Genomic DNA, 25,246 nt, shown 5'->3' on the forward strand with positions numbered 1-25,246 from the left:
GGTCGGAATGAGGCCCGATTTAGCCACAGAAATCACTCGGTCATTTTTATAGTATTAGCTTAATAAACATTCAAAAACCCAGAGATTTGTCCAACAAATGTATTCATTTTGCAATGAATATTAGCAGTCAAATTCTTCTTTATTATCTATTTTTTTGATTCAAAATTCTTATGAAAAACATATTCTTTACTCCTGGCCCATCTGGTCTCTATTTCACAGTAGAGCAACATTTAAAGGAAGCTCTAAGGTCTAATATTCCTTCTATAAGTCATAGAAGTAAAGACTATGTAAAAATGCAACAAGAAACCTGTGAGGCCCTACAGGAATTACTTCAGTTGCCAGACAATTTCACCATTGGATTTACCTCTTCAGCCACAGAAATATGGGATCGAATGAGTGAAAATTTGATTGCCAATTATTCACTACATTTTGTAAATGGCGACTTCTCAAAGAAATTTCATAGCGCAGTAGCCTCGCACGGTAAAAATGCTGAAGCTAGAATCACAGAGGCTGGAACCCATCACAACCTGGCTACAGTTGAAATTGACAAGGAAGTAGAGCTTATTGGGCTTGCTCAAAATGAAACCAGTACTGGCGCTGCTATGCCTGTAGAAGACATAAATTTGCTACGCAGCAAATATCCAGACCCACTTCTGGCTGTTGATGCCGTAAGCTCACTTCCCATACCTGAATTCGACTTCCATCAATTGGATAGTTTATACTTTTCAGTGCAAAAATCTTTTGGTCTTCCGGCTGGCTTGGGTGTGTGGACATTCAATGAGCGATGTATAGAAAAGGCTGAGAAACTAAAGTCTGAAGGTAAATATCACGATTCCTACAACAGTATATTAAAAATTGCTAAAATGGCCAAAAAGCACCAAACCACGTGTACGCCAAATGTGATGAATATATACCTACTAGGAAAGGTAGTACAAGACATGCTTAGGAAGGGCATTGGTCAAATCAGGCAGGAAGCAACATACAAAAGTGCTGTATTATACCATTTGTTTGAGTCTCACCCTAAACTAACATCATTTGTAACTGAGAAAAAATTTAGGTCTCAGACCGTGGGTGTTGCTCAGGTTCAAGGCGGCTCTGAAAAGTTAATTGAAGCATTAGCTAAAAAAGGGCTCAATATAGGTAGTGGTTATGGTCAATTTAAAAATCAACACATACGCATTGCTTCTTTTCCCACACATTCCAAAGAACAGATAGAAATGTTAGTTGATGAGATAAATCAGTTGGATTTTTAAAATTTGATTTATCTTTTTGTGCTAAATTGAATACTGTAAGTTTTATTACGACCTGAACGAACGAATCTGATGTATAAATTCGAAAAAATATTGGTAGCACTAGATCATTCAGATCTAGACAAGGAGTTGATTTATGCTACGTCTATGATTGCTAAACTTGCTGATACCAAGCTAGTTAAGTTTATTAATGTAATTAAAGATTTGAATGTTCCTGCGGCAATAAAAAAGGAGTTTCCAAACATTGTTGAGGATGCACTTGCCGAAAGAAAACGAGAGATCGAACGAGAGATTGATCGTTACTATATTCACAATAATTCAAAAATAAGTGTCGAAATTAAATCAGGTCAGCCTACCAAATCCATCCTGAAGTTTAGTGCTAGCAAGGAAGTAGATCTAATTATTGTGGGTAGAAAAAATGAAAAACCAGGTGGTGGTGTGATTATCAGCAGGCTGGCCAGAAGAGCGGCTTGTTCATTACTCATTATACCCAAGGGGTTCAATAAAAGGATTAGTAAAGTTTTGGTTCCTATTGATTTCTCTAAAAACTCGTTAGATGCAGTCAACCAAACGATTGACCTTTTAAACATTAATCATTTTCCTAAACCAAAGTGTATTACTCAGCATGTGTATCAAGTCCCTAGTGGTTATCATTACACAGGTAAGTCTTTTGAAGAATTTGCCGCCATCATGGAAGAGCATGCCAAAAAAGACTATGCAGTATTTCAAAAGAAATTCGATAAGACTGATTTGAGCATTGAGCCTATCTACACCTTGGATAGACATGAAGATATTATCTCTTCCATATATAAAACTGCTAAAAAAATAAAAGCAGGTGCCATTGTCATTGGAGCCAAGGGAATTACGGCAGCAGCTTCATTGTTTATTGGTGGCAGTGCTGAAAAGTTAGTCCAGCTTCACTCTGAGATTCCTATTTTGGTGGTTAGATCTAAGGACAAACAAAAAGGTCTTTTGGATATTCTGAAAGGGATTTAATCAGGTTCTGTACCTCTAAATCTGTCCAGGAAACTATTCACTTGCTTACACTCTTCATTTGAAAAAATATTGATCTCATCAAAAAGGTGCTGAAGCGAGACATCTAATTTATCCAAGACTTCAAGTCCAGTATCAGTGATACGCACATCAACTGCTCTCCTGTCTTCTTTGTTAGGAATTCTAGATACTAATTTTTTTGAAACAAGCTTGTCTACGATCCTAGAAACATTAGACATACGGTCAAGCATTCTGTCTATGATTAGGTTTACTGTGCAGACTGCAGGATGCTGACCTCTTAGAATTCTCATTACATTATACTGTGCCAATGTTAGGCCATAAGGTTTCAGTACCCTTTGCTGCTGTTGCTCAAACCAGTTTCTGGTGTATATCAAATTGACCACTGCTTTTTCGAATTCAGATTTGAATTTTTTTTGCTTTATGTCTTTATTAAGTCCCATAACAATAGTATTATTTGTATCTAATGTCGATACATTAATGTTAGTCACATAAATATTGAACTCCAATATTGAGGAACATTTTATTGGTTTGTTGTAACTTATGTCTCAAATCATACGCTCTTCAGATGACTTTAAAAAGCATTGTTAAGTACCTACCCAGAATAATAGCAGCTATTATTTTGCTGGAAACGTTATTGTTCAAATTTGGCATTGGAGGAGAAGCCTTCTTGAATGAGTCAAGATCTCTTTTCATTAATTTAACAACTGCCATATTTGGTCACGGAGATTTTGAGGCCATTTTTAGAGTGGGCACGGGTATTTTGGAACTTATTGCCTCCATTCTTTTATTGTGGCCAAAGCACGCTGGTCTTGGCGCCTTATTAGGTGTAGGACTAATGATGGGTGCTATATTGTCCCATATCTTTTTTATTGGAATAATTGTAGGCAATGATGGTGGTCAACTTATGGTCATGGCACTTATTGTACTCATGTGTTGCACCAAAGTATTGTTTGACGAAAAGGGAAATGTGCTTGCTTACTTTGGCAAATAACTACTTTACTATAAAAGAAGCTGTTCCCATTTTATAACTATCTGTAAATACCTCCAGGGTGTATTTACCTAGATCGTAATCACTCCCTTTATTGTATAAGAACGTAAGTGCTTGACTGTTTCTATCAAACAGGATATCCTTCTTGACGGTATAAAAACTCTCTCTACCATCAAAAACGAAAGTACCAGATCCAGCAGCGACATCAAAAATCACGTTCCCGTCAGGAGCTGTAATCTTAACCAAGATGCCTTTTCCTTCTATGGGTGCCACACGGTTTTCAAGAATTTCAAAATCAATTTTCAAATGATCTATATGTCTATTCTTAAAAGGTGATGGTCTTTCTTTACCACTTGAGCTAATAGCCAAAATATCTACTCTCTCTACTTTAAGTTTTGATGCAGTTGCTACCTTCTCTTCAAGTTTTGCCTTGCTTTGATTTAGGTCTTTAATGGATTCAGTCAGGCTATTGGCCTCTACTTTAAGCTCTGTATTTTCCACCATTAAAGAATCATTTAGGACTTTAAGTCTTTCTATTTCTACATCTTGAGCAAGCAACAGTTCTTTGTACCCTTGAACCTTCCCTTGAAGATCATTGATCTGCTTATATGTTTTCTTCCTGAACGCCTTTTTCTCCTCTTCAAGTTTTGTTTTGATTTGCAGCAAGGTATCAATCTCACCTCCCAGCTGTGCGATTTTCAGTATTCTTGTATCAAGCTCATTGCTCATGGAATCCAGGTCGTTATAAGCTTGATCTAACTGCTCTTGAGTCAATTGATTTTGTTTCGTCAACTCAGATGACTCAATAAATTTGTAAACGAATGCACCTCCAGAGGCCATCAAAAGCAAAACCAAAACAACTGTAACAATCCTTTTGCTCTGTCCTTTTTCAGGTGTTGATTTCTTTTCTGGTGTTGAAGCTTGATTTTCCATAGTTAATTATATAGCTGCAAAAATATAAGATAATTGCACATAAGCAATTGCCATTTATTTACTCAAAATATTAATCAAAATCTCAAAATGAAATGATTTCTATTGAGTGCTACATTTACAAAAACTATTCCAAGTTTATGATTCTCAATATATAGGTGATCGGGGAATTTGCTGATCAGAGTTTGCCAGGCTCGACGCATATCTGAAGACCAGTTTATATCATCTAAAACAATTATTCCTTGCTCTGAAATGATTTCCATAGACTGCTCAAAGTAGCTCATAGTCGCGTCAAAAGCATGGTTAGCGTCAATATATATAAAATCAAATGGCCTACTATTCTGACCAAGAAAATGATCAATGTCTGAGACGACTAATTCAATTTCCTGAGGAGCCAATTGCTTAAAATTCGCCTGCGCAATATGAGCCAATTCTTGATTACCTTCTATTGTAACCACCTGATTAATGTTTTTTGCATGGCTAAGGTAAATAGCATTAATGCCCAGAGAAGTCCCCAGTTCAAGTAAGGTTTGGCATTTATTATATTCTATAAGATTGATCAGTATTTCAGATTGCCATCTTTCTGTGATGCCAGACTTAGCTATGGAGCTTACCTCTTTTGAGCGATTAGATGATAGACTTGAGCCAGACCCAAAGTTATTTGATTTGATACTTCTACTATCTAAATATAGCTGCTGTCTGAGCTCCTCTATATTTTGATGATGGACACTTTTTCTTGAAGTTGGATTTAAAGCCTTTTGGTAAACTCGAAATAGGAATGGAGACTGCAAACTATGCTCGTCCATGGCTAAAAGCCAATACTTAATGTATCGAAAGATTCGAAAAAAAATAATTTTGAAATTCAAGAAAAGCAGGTGGTCTAGTTGAATCTGTCTGGAACGACCATGACGAATTCAGGGATTCGCACTTCAATCTTCTTCCCATCTATGATTCTCTCAATCAGATAAGTTCCAATCATTTTACCTAATCCACTTTTAAGATTACAGCCAGATACGTATACATGTTCTTGGCCTGGTTCGATAATTGGCTGCTGTCCAACTACCCCCTCACCTTCTATCTCTCGATCACTGTATGCAGCGTCCTTAATATACCAATGTCTTGATTTGAGTTGAACGGTGTGTTCACTTTGGTTCTCGATAGTAACCTTGTAAGTAAAGACATAATGAAACTGTCTGGGGCTAGAATACTTTGGCTGGTACTCTGTCTCCACGCTCACTTTTATGCCTTTTGTTATCTCTGTTACCATCACTTTTTTATCACTATTAAAAATGAAATAGCTCTATCTTGAGTGTACAAGTAAGTGAATTTATTTTATTTTCGAAAATAATGGATGTAAAAATTGAAAAAAGCTGGAAGCCTAGACTTCAAGAGGAATTTGAAGCTGAGTATTTCAAGAACCTGACGCTCTTTGTGAAGTCTGAATATCAGAAACATAAAATATTTCCACCCGCGAAAAATATATTTAGCGCGTTTGACTTGAGTTCATTTGATGATACACGAGTGGTCATACTTGGTCAGGATCCGTACCATGGTGAAGGACAAGCACATGGGCTCTGTTTTTCTGTACAAGAAGGCACACGTATGCCTCCATCTCTTCAAAACATTTTTAAAGAAATCAAAGATGATCTTGATATTGACCTGCCACCTCATGGCTGCCTCAATCGTTGGGCCGAACAGGGCGTATTGTTGTTGAATGCCACCTTGACTGTCCGTGCACATCAAGCGGGTTCACATCAGAATAAAGGCTGGGAACAGTTTACAGATGCCGTGATCCAAGTACTTTCTGAAGAAAAGGAAAAACTGGTCTTTTTACTTTGGGGTGCGTATGCCCAGCGGAAAGGAGCACTCATAGACCAAACCAAACACTGCGTACTAGAGTCTCCTCACCCTTCCCCTTTTGCAGCTCATAGAGGATTCTTTGGAAATAAACATTTCAGTAAGACCAATACATATTTGAGAGAAAATGGCTTAAAGGAAATTGAGTGGTAATTATGTTCAAGATTCAAAGCATAAAGTTCAAAATTCATTCACTACTCAGCGCATTGAACTTTGAACCTTGAATTTTAAATCAATTAGTCAATCCCGTTAAACAGTCTAGACCATCTGATTTTGCTGAAGAAGCTTTCGTTTGGATCTATAGACATCCAGATAAATGAGGCTTCACCTACTACATGATCGCCTGGGACAAAACCCCAGAATCTTGAATCTTCTGAGTTGTGACGATTGTCACCCATCATAAAATAGTAATTCTGTTTGAACGTATAAGAAGTTGCCTTTTTGCCATCAACGAAAAGCTCTGTTTCCTTCAGGTCTACATTGTCAAGCCCCTCATAGTTTCGGATAGTAGTGCCGTACATAGCCACGTTGTCTTCTGTAAGATCAATAGTCATGCCTTCTGCCGGTATGACTAGTGGTCCAAAAAAATCAGCATTCCATGGAAATCTTGAGGCATTCGGAAATATTCTAGGGTTTACGAAATCTTCTGGCTCTTTGTGAGGGATCACTTCTTCTACAAAGTCTAAATTTTCAAATTTCTTGGCATCTTCTGGCCGAGCATGCATTTGATAAAATCCATTGTTTGCGCCCCGATTATAATCCCAAACCCCATTTTTCTTAAAGACGCGATCATTAATTTTTTGATCAGTTCGTAAGTAATAAGCAAACTGCATATCTTCTGGATTCTCTCCTTTTTCTCCGTTTATATACACTTGAGAATCCCTTACTTCTATGGTATCACCACCCACTGCCACGCATCTTTTGATGTAGTGTGTTTTTAGATCTGTAGGATGCTCAAATTCTGGAGGGTAATTAAACACCACCACATCATTTCGTTCTACATCACCAAATCCAGGAAATCTAAATTGTGGCAATTGGATGGCATCTGTATAAGAAGGAATATTCGTCCCCCATATTTTTGCATGAGTAAGCGGAAACTGCAAAGGGGTTTTTGGCGTTCTGGGGCCATAATTGATTTTGCTCACGAAAAGAAAATCTCCTACCAACAGCGAATTCTCCATAGAAGGTGTAGGAATTGTAAACGCTTCCATAAATGCCCAACGTATGAGGGTTGCTGCTACTACTGCAAAGACAATGGCATCTACCCATTCCTTTACTGGACCTTTCTTTTCTACTTTCTTTTTGGGCTTAAAAAAATTCCAATTCATAGTTGATTTAATTTCGGCAAATATATGATATTATATGAATCCTAAAGTTGGAGCAAATCGTCCATGGAGTAAATTCCTTTTTTTCCAGCCATAAACTCTGCTGCAAGTACTGCGCCCTGAGCAAAACCTTCTCTACTATGTGCTTCATGGCTGATCTTGATGGTATCCACTACTGAGCTGTAAGTAATCTCATGTGTCCCAGGCGCAGGATCTACACGCTCAGAAATAATTTCAAGTTCTTCAGGGTTGTTTGAATTTTTATTTACCCACTTGGTCTTACTGTCATTATTAGCTATCAGGCCTTCTGCTAATGTAATGGCCGTACCACTTGGCGCATCCAATTTCTGCGTATGGTGAATTTCTATCATTGAGCTTTCATAGTTCTGGCCATTCATCATTTTTGCTAATTGCTCATTGAGCTTAAAGAAAATGTTTACACCCAAACTATAATTAGAAGCATAGAAGAAACCTGCACCCTGCTGGTTGCAGAAATCCACCACCTCACTGTAATGATCCAACCATCCTGTACTTCCAGAAACTACTGGTACCTTATTGGTTAGTACAGCTTTGATATTGTGGAGAGCAGATTCAGGAGCTGTAAACTCAATAACAACATCAGTATTTTCAGGGTTGATTGCTTTGATTCCGTCTATGTTATCAATATTGATAATTTTAGAAATACTGTGACCCTTGGCTATCAAAATTTTCTCAATGGCTTGCCCCATTTTTCCATACCCTACCAATCCTACTTTCATTACTCAGTACTTTAATTTATTAAACAGTTGATTAGTGCGAGCCATCTTTGATTTATTACTATTTATTCAATTTAAAAACCAAAGACATCCCTACATTTTGGGCAAAATATTTTTCTCGTGGATAATAAGTTGGCTGCAAAGCCAAGTCATCATTGATGTTGAATTCTATTAGATGAGCTGATACGTGAGCATCAACGATTTGAACAAGATAATAGACCACCCCCATAATGATCATAAAATCACGATTTCTTTTAAATCTTTCAGCATTCAATTGCAGCGCTTGCTCAGAAAATTGATCAAATGGGTTTACTGTGTCCTCATTGCCATCTGTTTCCGCTATGTAGGCATTGCGAAAGGCATTATAAAAATCATTATTGTACTTAATGAAATGGCCAATCACCATGGCACCTCCATATAATATTGGGAGCTTCCAGTATTGCCTGTTATACATTTGGCCAAGACCTGGTAATATGGCCGCATAAAGTGCTGCCTTATCAGGGTCAAGTGTTGATTTACTTTGAAAGGTGTCAATTTTGTCGAACCCAGACATGACCACTGTAGAGTCCCTATTGGCACGAATAATAGTTTCATTTTGAGACATAGCTGATGTGCTAATGACTAAACATCCTATCCAGACAAGTACCGATGATTTCACTTTGTATTTAAGCGTCAATGATTTCCAAAAGACGATTCAATTCCGCGACGGAAGTGAAAGGTATTTTGATCTCTCCTTTGTTGTTATCTTTTGAGGCGATCTTGATTTTCGTCCCAAAGTGCGAAGATAACTTGTCTTGAACACTTAATATCTCTTTACTCTCTACTTTTTGCTCAGGAGCCTCTTGTGGCTCATCAGGAAATGATGCCTGCTTCACCAAGGCCTCAACCTTTCTTACTGAAAGATCTTCATTTAGTATTTTCTTGAGAAGCTCTAATTGCAGGGAGGTGCTTTCTACATTAATCAATGCCCTGGCATGGCCCATGGATATCTTCCCGTCTCTTACAGCTGCCTGAACATCTGGTGGCAACTTCAAGAGGCGCAAGTAATTATTGACTGTAGACCTTTTCTTGCCTACTCTATCCCCCAATTGCTCTTGCTTAAGATCACATTCAGAAAGCAAACGCTGATAACTCAGTGCCACTTCCATGGCATTCAAATCTTGACGTTGTATATTTTCAATCAGCGCCATTTCTAGCATTTGCTGATCGTCAGCAGTCCTTACATAGGCGGGCACTTTTTCCAGTCCAGCCAGTTTACTCGCTTGGAACCTTCGCTCTCCAGAGATCAACTGAAAAGAGTTATTGTTCAATTTTCTAACTGTGATGGGCTGAATAATGCCTTGAACCTTAATAGATTCAGAGAGTTCTTGTAGGGCTTCTTGATCAAAATCAGTCCTGGGTTGAAATGGATTAACTTCGATCTGATCCAGATTAATTTCTGCAATACTACCAGCAGAAGCACTTCTTTCACGAAGAGGCTTTTTAGCCAATACGTTATTCTCTCCGCCACCATCATCAGTCAATAGTGCACCTAACCCTCTACCTAACGCATTTCTTCTATTTGCTTTCTTTTGGCTCATCTAAGTATCTTTTTTAATCGGTCAGTTAGGCCATTTCAGCCAGTTGTTCATTGTTGGCCACAATTTCATTTGCAAGATTCAAGTAGCTTATAGCTCCTTTACTTTCTGCATCATGAGAGATAGCTGGCAAACCAAAACTTGGCGATTCACTGAGCTTAATATTTCTTGGGATCAAGGTGTCAAATACCATTGATTTGAAATGTGTGGTTACCTCTTCTACCACTTGGTTTGAAAGCCTCAAACGCATGTCGTACATCGTAAGTAATATGCCTTCAATTTCCAAATCAGGATTCAACCTGGATTGAATAATTTTAATCGTATTTAATAATTTGCCCAAACCTTCTAGGGCAAAGTATTCGCATTGCACAGGAATGATTACAGAATCTGAAGCAGTTAGCGCATTGACTGTAATGAGGCCAAGTGACGGAGAACAATCAATAATGATAAAATCATAATCTCCTCTGATAGCCTCCAATGCAGTTTTCATTTTCATTTCTCTCTCATCGTAGTTTACCAGTTCTACTTCAGCACCCACCAAGTCTATATGAGAAGGTAATAAATCCAAATAATCAATTTCAGATTTTATGATGCACTCATACGGGTCAATAGCATCCACCATACATTCATAAATCCCAGCTTTCACTTGCTTAGGGTCTTCACCAATACCTGACGTAGAGTTGGCCTGAGGATCAGCATCTACTAAAAGCGTCTTGTATTCCAGTGCGGCTAAACTTGCTGCCAGATTAATCGCTGTAGTAGTTTTCCCTACTCCACCTTTTTGATTTGCAATTGAGATGATCTTGCCCATATAGCTCGTTGTCAGATTTAATGAAAATTGTCAGTAGGTCGATAATTACACCTCATCGACCTTGGCAAATATAATTTTCGTTTCCACATTTATTCTATTTGTCTCTGGAAACTTCTCCACATCCAAATGTTGATAAATAGCTAATTGCCTAGAAACGAAAAAGTCCCGCTAGTTGCGGGACTTTAAATTTACTTCTTTTTCTTATCCTCTCAGAGTTACTTCATGAAGAACTCTGAAATTAAATTCTAACTCAAAGTTCCTTGCAGGTAACTCTGAGTACGTACTACTTCTTTTTCTTAGTTTTTTGTTTGCGCTGTTCTTCGCCTGCTTTCATCGCTTCTTCCAGTTTGAGCTGGAATTTGGATTTCTTTTTATTGGCATTCTTCTTTCTGTTCTCTTCCATTACTTTCAGAATCTTATCCTCATCTACAAACTTTCTAAACAAAGCCATTTGTCCGAAAGAAACAATGTTGGACACGAAATAATAGAAGGTCAAACCCGCAGAGAAACTATTCAGAAAGAACAAGAACATAATAGGCATCATGTACTGCATCGACTTCATAGGCCCTTGCATTTGTGTATTCATTTGACTGTTTGACCAAGTATACAACAACGTAGAACCAGTCATTAATAGACAAAATAAACTGACGTGAGAACCATAAAATGGAATTTCAAAAGGAAGATTCAGGACGTTGTCATAAGTAGACAAGTCCGTCGCCCAAAGAAATGCTTGTTGTCTCAATTCTATTGAATTAGGGAAAAAGTTAAACATGGCCAGTAAGAAAGGAAACTGTAACAATACAGGGATGCAACCACTCAATGGATTGATTCCAGCCTTTCTATAGAGTTCCATGGTTTCCTGCTGAGACTTCTGCATATCACCATCATGCTTCTCTTTGATCGCGTCCATTTCTGGTTTCAGTACTTTCATCTTCGCCATGGACATGTGCGACTTGTAAGTCAATGGTGCCAAGATCAATCGAATCACAAATACCAAGATGATAATGATCACACCATAGTTTGAAATCACACCTTCCAATAAATTGAATATGGGTATAATCAACCATTTGTTAACCAATCTGAAGATAAACCAACCCAGATCAACATTCTGCTCAAAGCCATCAACTACCTTCTTTTGAACCGTATAATCATTGGGTCCGAAGTAGTATTGATATTGGCCTTTGCCAGTCTTCAAATCACCAATGGGCAAAGTCAGCACTGCAGTACCAGATTTTACAGTCGTGCTATCAGATGTATCTACGTAGGTACTTAAAGTGGCTTTTGATATTTTGTTCTCTGCAATTAGAGCTGCCGAAAAGAATCTCTGCTTAAAAGCAAACCATTTCAGTCCTTGCTCTATCGTTTCAGATTCTGCTCCCTCGCTTATTCCCAGGTCATCAAAGTCACCGCCAATAGGCAAATAATTGATTGTAGTTTTTGCTCTTGACTCTTTGAGTGTATGCTCAACATTCTTCATGTTGTCCACCCAAGTCAGTTGAGCATCTTGATTATCAATCACCCCATCCATACCTACGAGATTGATTTCATATCTCAATTGAAATCCTGTACCTCCCAAGGTATATTTATGTTCTAAGTATCTCCCATTATCCAAAGCTACTTTAAAGCTTACAGTCAAGGAATCTTCCCCTTCCACCTTAAGCTTGCGATAATCGACTTGATAATACAGTTCAGAAACGTTGATTGGCTTATAGTTGCTAGCCAACAATAAATCTGATTGACTACTATTCCTATCTATTAATACCAATGGGTCTTTCTGATAAGTCAAATAGTCCTTGAGTTCGACTCTTTTTACTATACCACCTTTGCTGGAAAGAACAATTTTAACCGATTCGTTTTCAATATTAACTTCCTCTGCTTCCCCAGTAGCAAATGGCGCAAAAACGCCATATCGTTCTTTATGAAGAGCTGAAGTCAAAGAATCTTCCGCAACCGAAACGGTAGTATTTGAAATTTTGGCTTGTTGTACTGCAGCAGGTGCAGCAGTTTCAATGGTTTCTGTTTCGACAGGCTGCTCTGGCACTTCCGGAGCAAAGAATTGAAAATATATGGTCATCAATGCAAGCATCAAGACCAAACCTGTGATCTGGTTTTTATCCATTTAATTAATTATTATTTTCTGATAAATTATCTTTCTTATATGATAGGGCCGCTTTTACGAACTTTACGAAAAGTGGGTGTGGATTGAGAACAGTACTCTTTAGTTCTGGATGAAATTGAACACCCACGAACCATCTGTGATCTTTCAACTCAATGATTTCAACCAAATTTGTTTTAGGATTTCTCCCTGAAGCTATCATGCCATTATCTTCAAAGTCTTTTAGATAGGCATCATTAAACTCATATCTGTGCCTATGACGCTCCTGAATTTTCGTTTGCCCATAGACATTGTACGCCTTAGTGCCTTTTTGGATGTTGCAATCATAGGCCCCTAATCTCATGGTCCCCCCCATCTCTGTGATATTTTTTTGATCCTCCATGATATCAATGATCGGATGTTTCAGTTTTTCAGCCATTTCCTTAGAATTGGCATCTTTATGTCCCAATACATTTCTTGCAAATTCTATACTCGCACATTGCATACCTAGGCAAATACCAAAGAAAGGAATACCACTTTCACGGGCAATTTTGATTGCTTCAATTTTTCCTTCTATTCCTCTTTCTCCAAACCCTGGTGCGACCAACAACCCATCAACACCTTCCAGTTGCTTGGTAGCATTGTCTGGTGTTACAGACTCTGAAGACAACCATTTCACTTTTACTTTACATTCATTTTCCGCACCTGCGTGTACAAAAGCCTCTGAGATAGATTTGTACGCATCCTGTAGTTCAACATATTTTCCAACTACCGTGATATTCACTTCATTGACAGGGTTTTTGAGCTTACCTAAAAAATTCTTCCAGTGCTCTAGTCCTGGCTCCTTTTTATAAGAGAATTTCATTCTGGCGAGTACCCTTTCATCCAGTTTTTCTTTTCTCATCAATAATGGCACATCATAAATAGTATCCGCATCCTGTGCTTCTATTACGCAATTTACAGGTACGTTACAGAACAGTGCTATTTTTTTCCTGAGGTCAGCACTGAGTTTGTGTTCACTTCTGCATACTAAAATATCTGGCTGAACTCCCGCTTCCAACAATTGCTTTACTGAATGCTGAGTTGGTTTAGTTTTTAATTCTCCAGCTGCTGCCAAATAGGGCACTAATGTCAAATGAATGTTGATCGCATTGGTGGGTCCCAATTCGAATCTGGCCTGCCTCATGGCTTCTATAAATGGCAGGGATTCAATATCGCCTACACACCCGCCAACTTCAGTAATTACAAAATCATATTTTTCAGTATTACCAAGTCGGTAAATGCTTTCTTTGATTTCGTCTGTGATGTGCGGAACAACCTGAACAGTCTTGCCTAAAAACTCTCCCTCCCGTTCCTTTTTAATGACATTGTAATAAATACGACCAGTCGTTACATTATTTGCTTGAGAGGTGGGTTCATTCAAAAATCTTTCGTAGTGACCTAAGTCAAGGTCAGTTTCGGCACCATCATCTGTGACGTAGCATTCTCCATGTTCATAAGGATTGAGCGTACCAGGATCTACATTGATGTATGGGTCCAATTTTTGAATGGTCACTGAAAACCCCCTGGCTTGCAATAACTTACCTAAAGATGCTGATATGATTCCTTTACCAAGAGAAGAGGTAACCCCGCCCGTAACGAAAATGTATTTTGTAGATGTCATTTGATGTGTATTCGAAACTTTTGTTACGGGGCTCAAAGTTATGGTATTAGACTTAATAATCTTGGGACGGGCTAGATAATATTTTGAGAAGTGTAGTAAAAACAGGAAGTTTGGATAAATCCAAAATACGAATAACAAATTTAATCAGATTCATTTTAAACCATTACTCGATTCAAGCATCTAAGTTGCAAATTGCACTACTTTGACTGACCAGGAACTTATAGAAAAACTCAGCAATGAGGAGAGCCGAAATTATGGGTTCAATTTGCTGGTACGTGAGTATCAGGAAAGGATTTATTGGCATATTCGGAAGATGGTGATTGATCACGATGATGCGGATGACTTGGTACAGGATGTATTTATTAAGGTTTGGAATAATATTCACAAATTCCGTGAGGACTCAAGTCTTTACACATGGATTTATCGAATTGCCACCAACGAATGTCTGAATTTTTTAAAGAAGAAAAGAAACAAGTTTTTTCTACCCATCAATGATGTCGCCAATGAACTGTCTGATAAATTGGATGAAAGTTCGCACGTCAGTGGGGAAGAAATACAAATGAAGTTGCAAAAAGCACTATTGAGGCTGCCGGACAAACAGCGGCTGGTTTTTAACATGAAATATTTTGACGACATGAAATTCAGAGAAATAGCAGAAATCACGAAAACCAGTGAAGGTGCTTTAAAGGCCAGTTATCACTTAGCAGTAAAAAAAATTGAACAATTTTTACAGCTTGATTAAACCATCATTCGAATGGACTGTCTAATGTTCAGACGCTTATGTTATGAAAAATAAGAAAATAGATATAGAATCACTTGATAGGAAGAACATCCATCAAGTACCTGATGGATATTTTGATGGTTTACCATTAAAAATCCAGTCAAGGATCAACCAGAAGAATGGAGTATCAAGCGTTTTTTTCATAACTAGAATGCAGATGGTGTGGAGTGCGACCGCCGTAATTGCACTTTTTTTTATTGGCTGGTTTTGGTATCCTCAAGGGACTGAGCTATCCACAACAGAACAGATACTCGCTGATCTAAATTCGGAAGACTTAATTGAATATCTATATGAAGAAGACATCAGCACTGATGAAATTATTGCAGCCATAAATGAAAACTATTTGCTAGATGAAATAAGTTTAATCGAAGACGTAATCATAGACGAAAACTTGTCTGAAGAGGATTTGGAATCCATTTACTCGGAACTTGATTACTCAACAGAAATTATGTAAGCACTGATATTAAAAATAAAAGCCATGAATATATTTGTACTAATGAAAAAACTATTCCTAGCGATCATGCTGCTCGCAATAGCCACAATTGCACAGGCTCAAAATGATGAAGCCCGTCAACGAATCGAGTCAGCAAAAATCGCTCTGATCAGTGAGAGGCTGGGCCTTACGCCAGAAGACGCCCAGCAATTTTGGCCCATATATAATGAGTACAGTCAAAAGCGAAGAGAAAACCACCACGAATTTGCTCAGGCCAGAAGAAATTTCAACCCTGAAACCGCAACTGAACAAGAAACACAGGACATGCTGAATTTTGGTCGCGAGGTGAAAGAGAAACAACTTAATCTGGAAAAGGAGTATTCAGATAGAATGCTAAAAGTAATAGATTCCAAACAGCTCATGAATCTTCAAAATGCTGAACGTGATTTTAAAAGAATGTTGCTTGATCGTCTGGATCAAAGAAGACAACAGCAACAAAACTCTAGCGAGCAGCTCAGAAGACAAAACAATGAACGCATGAGAAACAAAAGAAACAATTAATCCTTCTTTTTGCATACCCGTACTTTAACCATATTTATGACCCTCTGGGCAGGATTATTTGGCCTACCCTTTCAGACCTATGCTCAAACTCAGCTTCAAGATGAGCTGGCAGTACTTGACGCGGAATTGGATGCCATATTTGAAAATGAATCAGACTCTACTTCCCTATTTGCACTGATAGATGAGCTTCTAAAACCCGAGCCCAAGCAATCTCAAATTCAGATGAGATTTGGCTATTCCAGTAGAGTGACATCAGCAGGCCGAGATTTTGGCATTGATCAGCAAGGCCTCACTCCAGCCCTATCTTTTTATCATTACTCAGGTTTATATGCTGATGCAACTGGTTTCTGGAATAGTGAATTTGACCCAAAGTACAACCTTACTGTTTTTACTTTGGGTTATATAGGTCAGATCAAAAAAAAGACAACTTACAGTTTTTCTTACGATCACTCTTTTTATTCCCAAAAAGAAGATTATCAAACACTGACCAACTCGCTCAGCAGTTCTATCACACAGGATTTTAAGTACGTTTATACGGGTATTGATTATTCCTTTTCTTTTGGGTCAGAAACTGCACATAGATTGATTTGGAATCTAACTGGGAATTTGGAAACCAAAGGTTTTGGACCACTTAAACGTATCACCTTTCTTCCATCCATTGCTGTTTTGTTTGGCAATCAAAACATAACTACTCAATATACACGAACCAATCATCTCACCAGATTTCAGCACGCCAGTGATAGAGAAATGATATTTTTTGCTGATCGCCTTCGTGATGCTGGCTATACTAATACTACTGCTGGTTTTCTGATTCGAATGAGGGATGCCGTGAATTCAGGAGAGGAACTTAACGCCATTCAGACTCAGGCATACGAACTCCTCTTTCTTTCAGACTCTTCTGAAACTACCTTTAGTTTGATGAATTACTACCTGACGCTTCCGATACTATTTGAAACCAAAAAAAGGCTGAATTTCTACTTGAGCTATAACTATAACATTCCGCGCAACTTGGATGGGGCAGAATATGAATTTGAATCTAATGGCTATTTTGGATTTTCTATTGCATATAATTTGGCTTTAGAAAGTAAAGGTTCCACCAACATTAAATGAACCAAAATTTTCTAACGTAGCATATTTCATTTCAAAGCCAATTAATTGTTTGGTATTGATCGGCCAGCTCATCCCCAGACCCAGATAAATTCCAGATTCAGCTGAATTGGATTTACTTTTTCCATCTTGAGAACTACTGAAAAACTCCATACCAACCTCAGCCCCGCCTACCAAACTTATATTAGTTGTTTTCCTGCTCAAATAATACCTTACCCCAAATGGAAGAATCAATCCATATAAATTAACATCAGTATTGCTTGGCACTAAATTATTTATCATGTTCTCCTTTCTGTAGCTACGGAATTTTATACTGAACCCAAGGTCTATTGCGATATTTTTGGAAAAGAAATTGGTTAAAACTCCATCAGTAAATACGCCGAATTCATTTGAAAGTCCGGCCTTTATAGTTGCTAATCTTTTGTACTGTATCCTATGGGTTTGAATTTGACTTTCTGTAGAATCAGTGACGTTATTGTATTGTTGACATACGGAAACTGCTATACTTTCAAACTGATTAAGATTGTATGGTTCGACCCAGGAATCATCTATCAGTTCTACAATTGATTGGTTGTCATTGATAAAAGATTGCAAATCGGATTTAAAACGATCCAATTCAAAGACCAATATGCTATCTCCTTTTTGAGCAATAAGTTTGCTGGACACAAGGGTCTTGTACAAATTGATTTTTCCATTGTCTATAAGTGTATTCACAAAAATCCACTTACCATCAATTTTTAATACCTGTACCTTTTGACCACTTAAATACAGAACAGACTGTATGCTCGCCTTGAAAGCTAATTCAGTGCCACCTTCAATTTCAACAAGTGCCGTAGAATCATTTATCCAGATATTTTCTTCAGAGTATACAAGGTTGACTGTGTCAGGTGCATCAATGTAAATACCTGACAGAAATCCAGTTTGAGCATGGGAAAATAAGCTGAGCAGAAATGCAGAGCAAAAAAATAAAAATTTCACCTTAAGAAGAGTCATTAAATAATACAGTTCAAAGTATATAATTCCATAAATATAGAACTGCAATAATAGGTCATCCTTTCAAATCAACCTTTACCAAAGAAACGTTTTAAGACGGTTCTACGGGCTCCATTAAACTGGTACACTTTTGCCATTTTCTATATCTTCCAAGATCAAACTGGCTGCACCAATGATAGGTGTGTGCGTACTATCCAATTCGGATGGTAATATTTTGATTTTTCCCTGATAAACATTGAGCAGATTCTTCTCGAAATGCTTGATGGTAGGTTTGAAAATGAGATCACCTGCTTTGGCCAATCCACCCATAATAAAAATGGCTTCAGGACTTGTATGCCCAACAGCATCAGCAAGTTTAGCCCCCAGCACTTTTCCTGTGTATTCAAATGCCTCTTTTGCCACAATGTCACCATTGTTAGCCGCATCTGCTACCATTTTGGTATTGAGGTCATCAAAACTATATCTCTTCAATTCGCTGTCCATGTGATGATCAGCCAATAATTTATAGACCGTTCTCTTCAATCCAGTCGCTGAAACATAGGTTTCCAAACAGCCCTTTTTTCCACATTTACATAGGCGACCCCCTCCTATTTTATATGCGATATGTCCCAGCTCTCCGGCATGTCCATCATGCCCTTGGATCAATTGGCCATTCGCGACGAAACCAGAACCTAAACCAGTCCCTAGGGTGATAGCAATAAAGTCTTGCATGCCCTTCGCTCCACCAAACATCATTTCGCCCATGGCGGCTGCGTTGGCGTCATTCGTTAGCTTTACTGATACATTAAATTCATCCTCTAAAAGACTAGCAAGTGGAATAGTACCTTGCCATGGAAGATTTGGGGCATCTTCGATTGTTCCCTTTTTGTAATTGGCATTTGGCGCACCTACACCAATGCCCAAGAATTCGACGGGTTCATCCAAACTGTCTTTAGCTTGTCTGACCGCATGGGCCAATTCTGTAATATAACCCTCAATATTCGGGTTTTCTGTCGCAATACTGCTATGTATCCTTACTTTGCCAGTCGTATCCACCAGACCAAATTTCGTACTGGTACCTCCTATATCTATTCCAACTATTAATTCAAGCATTATTTTGTAGTGTAGTGTTTATTAATATGATATTGTACCAAATGCTCAATAGGCTCCTTGATGATCTGGCCTAGAGCAATTTCTTTTTCTATTAAAATTTCTCTCAAAATGTCCTCGAAAAAGTATGGTATTGAACCCACGAAATGAACCGTGTAATTCTTATGATCTGAAAAACACTCCAAATAAATTTCAACGTACTTTCTGATTCCATCTTTTAGAATTACTCTAAAAAATGGATGATCTCTGTGTTCGTGAATAAATTGTGAAAATGATGCCAGATACACATTTGCAAAAGGTTTCATATAAACATTTTGCAAAATATCATGCTTGGTAATGTTGTATGTTTGTTCGAATGCTGTTGCGATTTCAGGTGGTAGCTGCTTGCGCAAAAATGACTGAAGCAAAATCTTACCAAAGTAGGCCCCACTCCCTTCATCTCCTAATACATAATCTATCCCAGGAACTTCTTGCCGGACAATGTCCCCATCAAAAAAACAGGAGTTGGCTCCAGTGCCCATCAAACAGGTAATGCTGGGTGTGCCCTCATAGGTAGCAAATGCAGCCGCTACTATGTCATGATTGACATAAATATGCGATTTTGTGAAAATTCTAGATAAAGATCGTTCGACAATATTCTGAAGTTTTTTGCTAGAGCAGCCACTACCATAAAAGAAAACTACTTCGATCTCTTCCATGCGAGCCACCAGTTCTCCCAAAGAGCGCACAGATACTTCAATAATATCCTCAGTATGAAAATATGGATTGATTCCGCTAGAACTCAAGGTCAACACTTTTTTGTTGTCTTGGATAAGCTCCCAGTCGCATTTAGATGATCCGCTAGTGCCGATGAGTATCATATTGAATTTTTGGCTTGAACTCGAAATTAAATGTATTCTTCGTATTGCTCGATTTTCTTAAAATAAATTACAATAAAACTTAAATTTATTATGACATTTTAAATTTCACCTACACCTTGATGAAAATATTCCTTCTATACAACAACAGTACAGGTAAATAACAAAGAACGACAAATCCGAGCGCATAGATGAATGATGCAAAATAATAATCATCAAAAATGTCAACCAAACCATCATATAAAACTTGATGTATAGAACTATTTCCTAGCGGAATTATCCCAAAAAGCGAGGCTAAGATGCCAGACAAAGCATAGGCAGTAATTGCATTAGACCCAAACACTTCAAAGGGGAAGGTAAGTTTTGATCGATACCTTAATACATCAAGCAACCAATAAAGTACTCCAAAGAAATTCATAGCCACACCCCCAGTATATAAGACAAAGGAGCTGGTCCATAAACTTTTGTTAATAGGAAAAAACATATCCCAGATCAACCCAGCCATGATCAGGAGATTTCCCAATACAAAGACCTTGGCCAGTCCATGCAACTTCTCTTCAGTTCTGAAAAGCAACTGCCCTGTAACAATTCCTAACAACCCAGTACCTATAGCTGGTAGCGTACTTAGCAATCCTTCAGGATCCCAAGTCTTACTCATACTCCACATATGATCAGTAAGGAAGAGACGATCAAACCAAGCAGCAAAATTCGTGTCTGATTCTAAGTTGGCCTCACCAATACCTGGTACAGGTACAAAAGTCATGATAATCCAATAGCCTATCAGAAGACTTGAACCAATAATTATTTGAGCTCTATGGCTCATATAGTGATGCATCAAAGCAATGACCAAGAATACCATGGCTATTCGCTGAAGTACGCCTGGAATCCGAAGTGAAGCAAACTCAAAACTTGGAAATGCATTCAGAAATAAACCTATAAGGACGAGGTATAGACTTCTTTTTAATATTTTCCTGGTGATTTGTTTCCTGGCTTCACCTGTTTTTGGCATTCCAATCGAAACAGCCATTCCTACCATAAAAAGAAAAAACGGAAAGATTAAATCTGTAGGTGTGCATCCATGCCATTCGGCATGCAGCAATGGTGAATAAACATACGACCAAGAACCAGGGTCGTTTACCAATATCATGGCAGCAATTGTGAGGCCTCTGAAAACATCGAGGCTAAGGAGTCGATCTTTATTCAAATTATGGAATTAAAGGTTGGCTCGACGAAATATTCGTCGAGCAATTTCATTATCCAACTTAAAGGAAATGATATCTTCTAAATCCTTCTATGGCTTCATATTCTGCCAGGCCAAGGTTGTCGTACATTTGGGCAGTCTCTTTGTTTCGATCTTCAGACCTTTGCCAAAATTCACGACTATCATCTCCCTGAAATACCACGCCGTCCTTTTGCGACTGGTGTCTAAAAATAGCCATTCTTTTCTTCAATAGCTCTTCTGGACTGATGGGAACAGCCATTTCGATTTCGTCAATCGGATACTCGTGCCATGCGCCTCTGTACAACCATACCCAGCAGTCTTTCATGTACTTCTGTTTTTTCAAGTCTTCCAAAGCTGCAAAAATCCCTTTCAGGCATACTTCATGGGTGCCATGTGGGTCTGCCAAATCGCCAGCAGCATATATTTGATGAGGCTTGACTTCTGCAATTAGGTTTTTGATGATTTCTACATCAGCTTTGCCTAACGGATGCTTCTCCACCTTGCCCGTTTCATAAAATGGCAAGTCTAAGTAGTGCACCTGGTTGTCCGGAATACCATAATACCTACAGGCACTGATGGCTTCTCCTCTCCTGATCAGTCCTTTTACCTTTCTGACATCTACTGAAGTGACTTCTTTCTTTGACTTTGACCTTAGGTCTTTTAAAAGTTTATCAAATACCTTATGGTCTGCTTTTTCGCCGGCTGCATATTCATAAAGCTCCTTTGCAAACTCTGCAAAACGATGGGCTTCGTGATCTGCCACTGCAATGTTTCCTGAAGTTTGATAGGCTACATGCACTTCATGTCCTTGATCTACTAACCTCAAGAAGGTACCTCCCATGGAGATCACATCATCATCTGGATGTGGACTAAATATGATAATTCTTTTCTTGGCAGGATTGGCTCGCTCTGGACGGTTGGTGTCGTCTGCATTTGGTTTGCCACCTGGCCACCCGGTAATGGTATGCTGAAAGTGGTTGAACATCTTGATGTTCACCTCATAAGCGCCACCTTCGCCTAGTATCTCTGACATGCCGTGGTCGTTATAGTTGCGATCAGCAAGCTTGAGAATAGGTTTGTTCAATTTTTGGCTCAGCCAAACCACTGCTTTCCTTTTTAGATCTTTTGTCCATTCACAATCGCCTACTATCCATGGTGTTTCGAACCTGGTCAAATCTTTCGCTGAGTTTTCATCCAGAATGAAAGAAACATCGTCATGCTGTTGGAGAAAAGTGGCCGGCACATCTGATGACATTTCACCCTCTACAGTTTTTCGTACGATTTCGGCCTTCTTCATGCCATAGGCCATGATGACGATTCGCTTGGCTTTGAGAATGGTGCCTACCCCCATGGTCACTGCCTTTCTGGGCACATCCGCCATGCTGTTGAAAGCAAAGGCATTGTCTTGACGGGTGAGGTAATCTAGCGTAATCATCCGTGTGGTTGAACTGATCTTAGAGCCGGGTTCGTTGAACCCGATATGGCCGGTACGGCCAATGCCCAGGAGCTGAAAATCCAGTCCGCCATAGCTTTCTATTTTTTCTTCATACTGGGTGCAGTATTCTGCAATATGCTCGAAGGCAATCTTTCCGCTTGGTACATTGATGTTTTCCAGAAGAATATCCACATGGTCAAATAGGTGATGATGCATAAAGTGTATATAGCTCTGGCTGTCTGTCTTATCCAATCCATAATATTCATCCAGGTTAAATGAAACTACGTTCTGGAAACTTAAACCCTCTTTTTTATGCATTCGGACCAATTCGGCATACACCTGGATGGGTGAAGAACCCGTGGCCAATCCCAAAATACATTTCTCGTTCTTTTCTGTTTTATACCTGATCAGTGCGGCAATTTCTTGCGCTATGATTTTTGATGCTTCATCTGCACCTTCAAATATCTCGGTATGTATCTTCTCGAATTTGGTGGATTCCATCGCACTCCACTCCTTGCGACTGGTTCTCTTCGATGTGGCTATTGTAGCTCCTTTTACCATTGTTACACTCATATCCAATTTTCTTTAGAAAGTGAGTAATTACACTTTCACCTCTTTTATTGAGAAATAAAAGTAGATATTGACAGCATGGAGAGGAAATATATTAGCTAAAGGGATATTTTTTGAAGCTAAACGGGAAACTAGCTTCTAAAGGGTCTAAAAAAGAAAAGATCACGCAAAACGTGACCCTTTCTAACCCAAAACTCTAATTTAATTTCTTGTGTACTATTACTTCATGTGATGACTAATGTAGAGTAGTTCATCAAGGCAAGGAAATTATTTCGCTGGATGCATTTATATCATAGCTCTTCAGCAAAAAAAAGGAGGTGAATTTAATTTCACCTCCTTTTTAGAATTGTCAAACTGTCAAATTCGAAAAATCTTCAAACCAGCAGTTTAACTATTATTTAAACTATTTCGACCAATAAATCTTAGTAGCCTCATTATCTGCTCCTTGTCTTGCAACAGCTGCAGTGTATTGATCACCATTTAAGGTCTGCTCTGTCACTGGATAATCCAATCTCTCTGGAATTGCACCATTGACTTGGGTAAACCAATCTAATCCAGCACTACCCTTTGCTCTTCTCAAATCAGCCCAGGATTCGTACTCATCACCAAAAAGAGCTAACCATTTTTGAGTAGCAATTTGATCTAGTCTATCCTCAGTAGATCCTCCTGTATTAAACACTACATTAGCACCTGCACTGTAAGTACCACCATCATCTACATTGTGATACTGAAGAGAGGCCGAGATACCTTGTTCATAAAGTTCCTGTGCCGTACCTGCACCAGATACATTCCATCCTCTTTCAGCTGCCTCAGCAAGAAGAAACAACACTTCTGGATAACCTAACAATACTGCGTCTGCATCTATTGCAAAAACTGTTGTGTTATTTGGCAATGAGTAGTCTACTCCAATAGCAGGAGTGATTGGTGTAGCAGGTGCACCATTAGGCACACCCATGTAATTGCCGTTATTTACAGTGCCTGAAGTAGGCAATGCATAAACAGGCAGCCTTGGATCTGCATTGTCAACTAGGACATTAATAAAATCAGCGGTCATAAAACTTCCAGTGAAAGCCTGAATTGGTGCTGAACTACCATTACTTTCTGCACTCCATTGATCATCATTTGAAGCTGAATAGAAAGGAACTCTTGCAGTACCTGCATTAGACGAAATCAAACTTCCAGCTACAGCAGCTTCTACATTTGATTGCGCTAATGTAGCATTGGCATTGGTCAATCTCATCCCTAATCTCAGTCTTAGAGAATTGCCAAATGCAATCCAAGAGTCATGATCTCCACCATAAAGAATATCATTAGCTCCAAATGAATTCCCACCTGGAGACAAATCACCTACCGCTTCTGCAAGCTCATTAAGCATATCAGCATAAATCGACTCTTGCGTGTCATAGGCAGGGGTAACAGTACCATCAGCAGTATGTCCTAATCCAGCCTCACTGTATGGTACATCTCCCCAAAAGTCAGTAATTCTATGGAAAATGAAAACTTTCCATATTCTGGCAATTGACTTTTTACCTAGTTTGGTAGCATCACTAAGCTCACTGTTGTTGTCAATGATAGAGATGCATTCTTTGATGTTGGATACTTCTCTTACATACATTCTATCCCAGTACGCTGGATTCCAACCTTCATTAGTTGCATAAGGCGTGCTCCACGGCGTCATCATGTGATTGGCATTCGTAGCTGCATGCAATAAATTAGATCTCCAAGCTTCATATCTATGAGCCGCTATACCATTTTGCGTGTATGCCAACAGCATGTCAGACAAAATTACGGGAGAAGCATTAGGATTTACATTTAATTCATCAAATCCATCGTCGCATGAACTGACCAAGGATACTATTGCAAGTATGCCTAGTGTCATTTTAATATTTTTATAAAAATTCATATTATAAATTTTATATAGTAAATCAATTAA

At 38.6% G+C, this 25,246-nt stretch carries 25 protein-coding genes; 8 read left to right on the forward strand and 17 right to left on the reverse strand.

From position 1 onward, the window contains the following. The first annotated feature begins 170 nt into the window (after nucleotides 1-170). Both B9A58_RS01195 and B9A58_RS01200 read left to right on the forward strand, forming a co-directional pair. Complete coding sequence (locus tag B9A58_RS01195; protein WP_084370600.1) at nucleotides 171-1,253, forward strand: aminotransferase class V-fold PLP-dependent enzyme; 1,083 nt, start codon at nucleotides 171-173, stop codon at nucleotides 1,251-1,253. A 69-nt stretch (nucleotides 1,254-1,322) separates the two neighbouring features. Next, nucleotides 1,323-2,246, forward strand: a complete 924-nt coding sequence (locus tag B9A58_RS01200) for a universal stress protein (RefSeq protein WP_084370601.1) — start codon at nucleotides 1,323-1,325, stop codon at nucleotides 2,244-2,246. Here the strand turns inward: B9A58_RS01200 and B9A58_RS01205 are convergent. Further along, nucleotides 2,243-2,704, reverse strand: coding sequence for a MarR family winged helix-turn-helix transcriptional regulator (locus B9A58_RS01205; protein WP_084370602.1), 462 nt, complete (start codon nucleotides 2,702-2,704; stop codon nucleotides 2,243-2,245). The two genes, B9A58_RS01200 and B9A58_RS01205, sit on opposite strands and share 4 nt — an antisense overlap. 125 nt (nucleotides 2,705-2,829) lie before the next feature. Between B9A58_RS01205 and B9A58_RS01210 the strand changes: the two genes are divergently transcribed. After that, on the forward strand, nucleotides 2,830-3,255 hold the full coding sequence (locus tag B9A58_RS01210; protein ID WP_084370603.1) for a hypothetical protein: 426 nt from the start codon (nucleotides 2,830-2,832) through the stop codon (nucleotides 3,253-3,255). On the opposite strand, the gene B9A58_RS01215 is transcribed toward B9A58_RS01210, so the two are convergent. From B9A58_RS01215 to apaG, 3 genes are all read right to left on the reverse strand, one after another. Further along, on the reverse strand, nucleotides 3,256-4,185 hold the full coding sequence (locus B9A58_RS01215; protein WP_084370604.1) for a coiled-coil domain-containing protein: 930 nt from the start codon (nucleotides 4,183-4,185) through the stop codon (nucleotides 3,256-3,258). 74 nt (nucleotides 4,186-4,259) lie between these two features. Further along, nucleotides 4,260-4,988 (reverse strand): O-methyltransferase, encoded by a 729-nt coding sequence (locus tag B9A58_RS01220; protein WP_084370605.1) that lies wholly within the window; start codon nucleotides 4,986-4,988, stop codon nucleotides 4,260-4,262. A gap of 74 nt (nucleotides 4,989-5,062) precedes the next feature. Next, the gene (apaG, locus tag B9A58_RS01225) at nucleotides 5,063-5,449 is read right to left on the reverse strand and encodes a Co2+/Mg2+ efflux protein ApaG (RefSeq protein WP_084370606.1); all 387 of its coding nucleotides are present in this window, start codon (nucleotides 5,447-5,449) and stop codon (nucleotides 5,063-5,065) included. A gap of 80 nt (nucleotides 5,450-5,529) precedes the next feature. Here apaG and ung point away from each other — a divergent pair, with 80 nt between their 5' ends. Continuing rightward, nucleotides 5,530-6,192: a uracil-DNA glycosylase gene (gene ung / locus B9A58_RS01230; protein ID WP_084370607.1), complete on the forward strand. Its 663-nt coding sequence runs from the start codon at nucleotides 5,530-5,532 to the stop codon at nucleotides 6,190-6,192. 83 nt (nucleotides 6,193-6,275) lie between these two features. Here the strand turns inward: ung and lepB are convergent, their stop codons facing one another. From lepB to B9A58_RS01265, 7 genes are all read right to left on the reverse strand, one after another. Next, the gene (lepB, locus tag B9A58_RS01235) at nucleotides 6,276-7,367 is read right to left on the reverse strand and encodes a signal peptidase I (RefSeq protein WP_084370608.1); all 1,092 of its coding nucleotides are present in this window, start codon (nucleotides 7,365-7,367) and stop codon (nucleotides 6,276-6,278) included. 41 nt (nucleotides 7,368-7,408) lie between these two features. Beyond that, nucleotides 7,409-8,122 (reverse strand): 4-hydroxy-tetrahydrodipicolinate reductase, encoded by a 714-nt coding sequence (dapB, locus tag B9A58_RS01240; RefSeq protein WP_084370609.1) that lies wholly within the window; start codon nucleotides 8,120-8,122, stop codon nucleotides 7,409-7,411. A 58-nt stretch (nucleotides 8,123-8,180) separates the two neighbouring features. Beyond that, on the reverse strand, nucleotides 8,181-8,723 hold the full coding sequence (locus B9A58_RS01245) for a DUF5683 domain-containing protein (protein WP_084370610.1): 543 nt from the start codon (nucleotides 8,721-8,723) through the stop codon (nucleotides 8,181-8,183). A gap of 61 nt (nucleotides 8,724-8,784) precedes the next feature. Then, complete coding sequence (locus B9A58_RS01250; RefSeq protein ID WP_084370611.1) at nucleotides 8,785-9,699, reverse strand: ParB/RepB/Spo0J family partition protein; 915 nt, start codon at nucleotides 9,697-9,699, stop codon at nucleotides 8,785-8,787. A gap of 25 nt (nucleotides 9,700-9,724) precedes the next feature. Then, complete coding sequence (locus tag B9A58_RS01255; protein WP_084370612.1) at nucleotides 9,725-10,507, reverse strand: ParA family protein; 783 nt, start codon at nucleotides 10,505-10,507, stop codon at nucleotides 9,725-9,727. 283 nt (nucleotides 10,508-10,790) lie between these two features. Next, nucleotides 10,791-12,626, reverse strand: a complete 1,836-nt coding sequence (yidC, locus tag B9A58_RS01260; protein ID WP_084370613.1) for a membrane protein insertase YidC — start codon at nucleotides 12,624-12,626, stop codon at nucleotides 10,791-10,793. Nucleotides 12,627-12,630: 4 nt separating this feature from the next. Next, nucleotides 12,631-14,265, reverse strand: coding sequence for a CTP synthase (locus B9A58_RS01265; RefSeq protein ID WP_084370614.1), 1,635 nt, complete (start codon nucleotides 14,263-14,265; stop codon nucleotides 12,631-12,633). A 202-nt stretch (nucleotides 14,266-14,467) separates the two neighbouring features. Between B9A58_RS01265 and B9A58_RS01270 the strand changes: the two genes are divergently transcribed. Genes B9A58_RS01270 through B9A58_RS01285 form a run of 4 tightly spaced genes read left to right on the forward strand, consistent with a single transcriptional unit; the run spans nucleotide 14,468 to nucleotide 17,150 of the window. Further along, nucleotides 14,468-15,007: an RNA polymerase sigma factor gene (locus B9A58_RS01270; protein ID WP_084370615.1), complete on the forward strand. Its 540-nt coding sequence runs from the start codon at nucleotides 14,468-14,470 to the stop codon at nucleotides 15,005-15,007. A gap of 43 nt (nucleotides 15,008-15,050) precedes the next feature. After that, nucleotides 15,051-15,500 carry a hypothetical protein gene (locus tag B9A58_RS01275; protein ID WP_084370616.1) on the forward strand — a complete coding sequence of 150 codons (450 nt, stop codon included), beginning with the start codon at nucleotides 15,051-15,053 and terminating at the stop codon, nucleotides 15,498-15,500. Nucleotides 15,501-15,524: 24 nt separating this feature from the next. After that, nucleotides 15,525-16,040, forward strand: coding sequence for a hypothetical protein (locus B9A58_RS01280; protein ID WP_139793702.1), 516 nt, complete (start codon nucleotides 15,525-15,527; stop codon nucleotides 16,038-16,040). A 36-nt stretch (nucleotides 16,041-16,076) separates the two neighbouring features. Further along, complete coding sequence (locus B9A58_RS01285; protein WP_084370618.1) at nucleotides 16,077-17,150, forward strand: hypothetical protein; 1,074 nt, start codon at nucleotides 16,077-16,079, stop codon at nucleotides 17,148-17,150. Here the strand turns inward: B9A58_RS01285 and B9A58_RS01290 are convergent. The 6 genes from B9A58_RS01290 to B9A58_RS01315 form a co-directional block, all read right to left on the reverse strand. Further along, entirely contained in the window at nucleotides 17,118-18,140 is a 1,023-nt protein-coding gene (locus B9A58_RS01290; RefSeq protein ID WP_084370619.1) for a hypothetical protein, read from the reverse strand. The genes B9A58_RS01285 and B9A58_RS01290 overlap by 33 nt on opposite strands. A 114-nt stretch (nucleotides 18,141-18,254) precedes the next feature. Continuing rightward, a complete protein-coding gene (locus tag B9A58_RS01295) occupies nucleotides 18,255-19,232 on the reverse strand; it encodes an ROK family protein (protein ID WP_084370620.1) in 978 nt (325 codons plus the stop codon). After that, the gene (locus tag B9A58_RS01300) at nucleotides 19,232-20,089 is read right to left on the reverse strand and encodes a hypothetical protein (protein ID WP_084370621.1); all 858 of its coding nucleotides are present in this window, start codon (nucleotides 20,087-20,089) and stop codon (nucleotides 19,232-19,234) included. The genes B9A58_RS01295 and B9A58_RS01300 overlap by 1 nt, the downstream gene beginning before the upstream one ends. A 109-nt stretch (nucleotides 20,090-20,198) precedes the next feature. Further along, complete coding sequence (locus B9A58_RS01305) at nucleotides 20,199-21,290, reverse strand: acyltransferase family protein (protein ID WP_084370622.1); 1,092 nt, start codon at nucleotides 21,288-21,290, stop codon at nucleotides 20,199-20,201. 58 nt (nucleotides 21,291-21,348) lie between these two features. After that, a complete protein-coding gene (gene nagB, locus B9A58_RS01310) occupies nucleotides 21,349-23,316 on the reverse strand; it encodes a glucosamine-6-phosphate deaminase (RefSeq protein ID WP_262501963.1) in 1,968 nt (655 codons plus the stop codon). A gap of 400 nt (nucleotides 23,317-23,716) precedes the next feature. Next, on the reverse strand, nucleotides 23,717-25,216 hold the full coding sequence (locus B9A58_RS01315) for a SusD/RagB family nutrient-binding outer membrane lipoprotein (RefSeq protein WP_084370624.1): 1,500 nt from the start codon (nucleotides 25,214-25,216) through the stop codon (nucleotides 23,717-23,719). Nucleotides 25,217-25,246 lie beyond the last annotated feature (30 nt).

The sequence above is a fragment of the Reichenbachiella faecimaris genome, from assembly GCF_900176375.1.
Classification (GTDB): domain Bacteria; phylum Bacteroidota; class Bacteroidia; order Cytophagales; family Cyclobacteriaceae; genus Reichenbachiella; species Reichenbachiella faecimaris.

Excerpts from the sequence above, each read along its gene's own strand:
- B9A58_RS01205 (WP_084370602.1), bottom strand. The coding sequence starts at position 2,704 with ATGGGACTTAATAAAGACATAAAGCAAAAAAAATTCAAATCTGAATTC.
- B9A58_RS01265 (WP_084370614.1), bottom strand. The coding sequence starts at position 14,265 with ATGACATCTACAAAATACATTTTCGTTACGGGCGGGGTTACCTCTTCT.
- ung (WP_084370607.1), top strand. The coding sequence starts at position 5,530 with ATGGATGTAAAAATTGAAAAAAGCTGGAAGCCTAGACTTCAAGAGGAA.
- B9A58_RS01295 (WP_084370620.1), bottom strand. The coding sequence starts at position 19,232 with ATGCTTGAATTAATAGTTGGAATAGATATAGGAGGTACCAGTACGAAA.
- B9A58_RS01200 (WP_084370601.1), top strand. The coding sequence starts at position 1,323 with ATGTATAAATTCGAAAAAATATTGGTAGCACTAGATCATTCAGATCTA.
- B9A58_RS01250 (WP_084370611.1), bottom strand. The coding sequence starts at position 9,699 with ATGAGCCAAAAGAAAGCAAATAGAAGAAATGCGTTAGGTAGAGGGTTA.
- B9A58_RS01275 (WP_084370616.1), top strand. The coding sequence starts at position 15,051 with ATGAAAAATAAGAAAATAGATATAGAATCACTTGATAGGAAGAACATC.
- lepB (WP_084370608.1), bottom strand. The coding sequence starts at position 7,367 with ATGAATTGGAATTTTTTTAAGCCCAAAAAGAAAGTAGAAAAGAAAGGT.
- yidC (WP_084370613.1), bottom strand. The coding sequence starts at position 12,626 with ATGGATAAAAACCAGATCACAGGTTTGGTCTTGATGCTTGCATTGATG.
- B9A58_RS01290 (WP_084370619.1), bottom strand. The coding sequence starts at position 18,140 with ATGACTCTTCTTAAGGTGAAATTTTTATTTTTTTGCTCTGCATTTCTG.
- B9A58_RS01285 (WP_084370618.1), top strand. The coding sequence starts at position 16,077 with ATGACCCTCTGGGCAGGATTATTTGGCCTACCCTTTCAGACCTATGCT.
- B9A58_RS01195 (WP_084370600.1), top strand. The coding sequence starts at position 171 with ATGAAAAACATATTCTTTACTCCTGGCCCATCTGGTCTCTATTTCACA.
- B9A58_RS01255 (WP_084370612.1), bottom strand. The coding sequence starts at position 10,507 with ATGGGCAAGATCATCTCAATTGCAAATCAAAAAGGTGGAGTAGGGAAA.
- B9A58_RS01210 (WP_084370603.1), top strand. The coding sequence starts at position 2,830 with ATGACTTTAAAAAGCATTGTTAAGTACCTACCCAGAATAATAGCAGCT.
- B9A58_RS01215 (WP_084370604.1), bottom strand. The coding sequence starts at position 4,185 with ATGGAAAATCAAGCTTCAACACCAGAAAAGAAATCAACACCTGAAAAA.
- B9A58_RS01245 (WP_084370610.1), bottom strand. The coding sequence starts at position 8,723 with ATGTCTCAAAATGAAACTATTATTCGTGCCAATAGGGACTCTACAGTG.
- nagB (WP_262501963.1), bottom strand. The coding sequence starts at position 23,316 with ATGAGTGTAACAATGGTAAAAGGAGCTACAATAGCCACATCGAAGAGA.
- B9A58_RS01300 (WP_084370621.1), bottom strand. The coding sequence starts at position 20,089 with ATGATACTCATCGGCACTAGCGGATCATCTAAATGCGACTGGGAGCTT.
- B9A58_RS01315 (WP_084370624.1), bottom strand. The coding sequence starts at position 25,216 with ATGAATTTTTATAAAAATATTAAAATGACACTAGGCATACTTGCAATA.
- B9A58_RS01220 (WP_084370605.1), bottom strand. The coding sequence starts at position 4,988 with ATGGACGAGCATAGTTTGCAGTCTCCATTCCTATTTCGAGTTTACCAA.
- dapB (WP_084370609.1), bottom strand. The coding sequence starts at position 8,122 with ATGAAAGTAGGATTGGTAGGGTATGGAAAAATGGGGCAAGCCATTGAG.
- B9A58_RS01280 (WP_139793702.1), top strand. The coding sequence starts at position 15,525 with ATGAATATATTTGTACTAATGAAAAAACTATTCCTAGCGATCATGCTG.
- apaG (WP_084370606.1), bottom strand. The coding sequence starts at position 5,449 with ATGGTAACAGAGATAACAAAAGGCATAAAAGTGAGCGTGGAGACAGAG.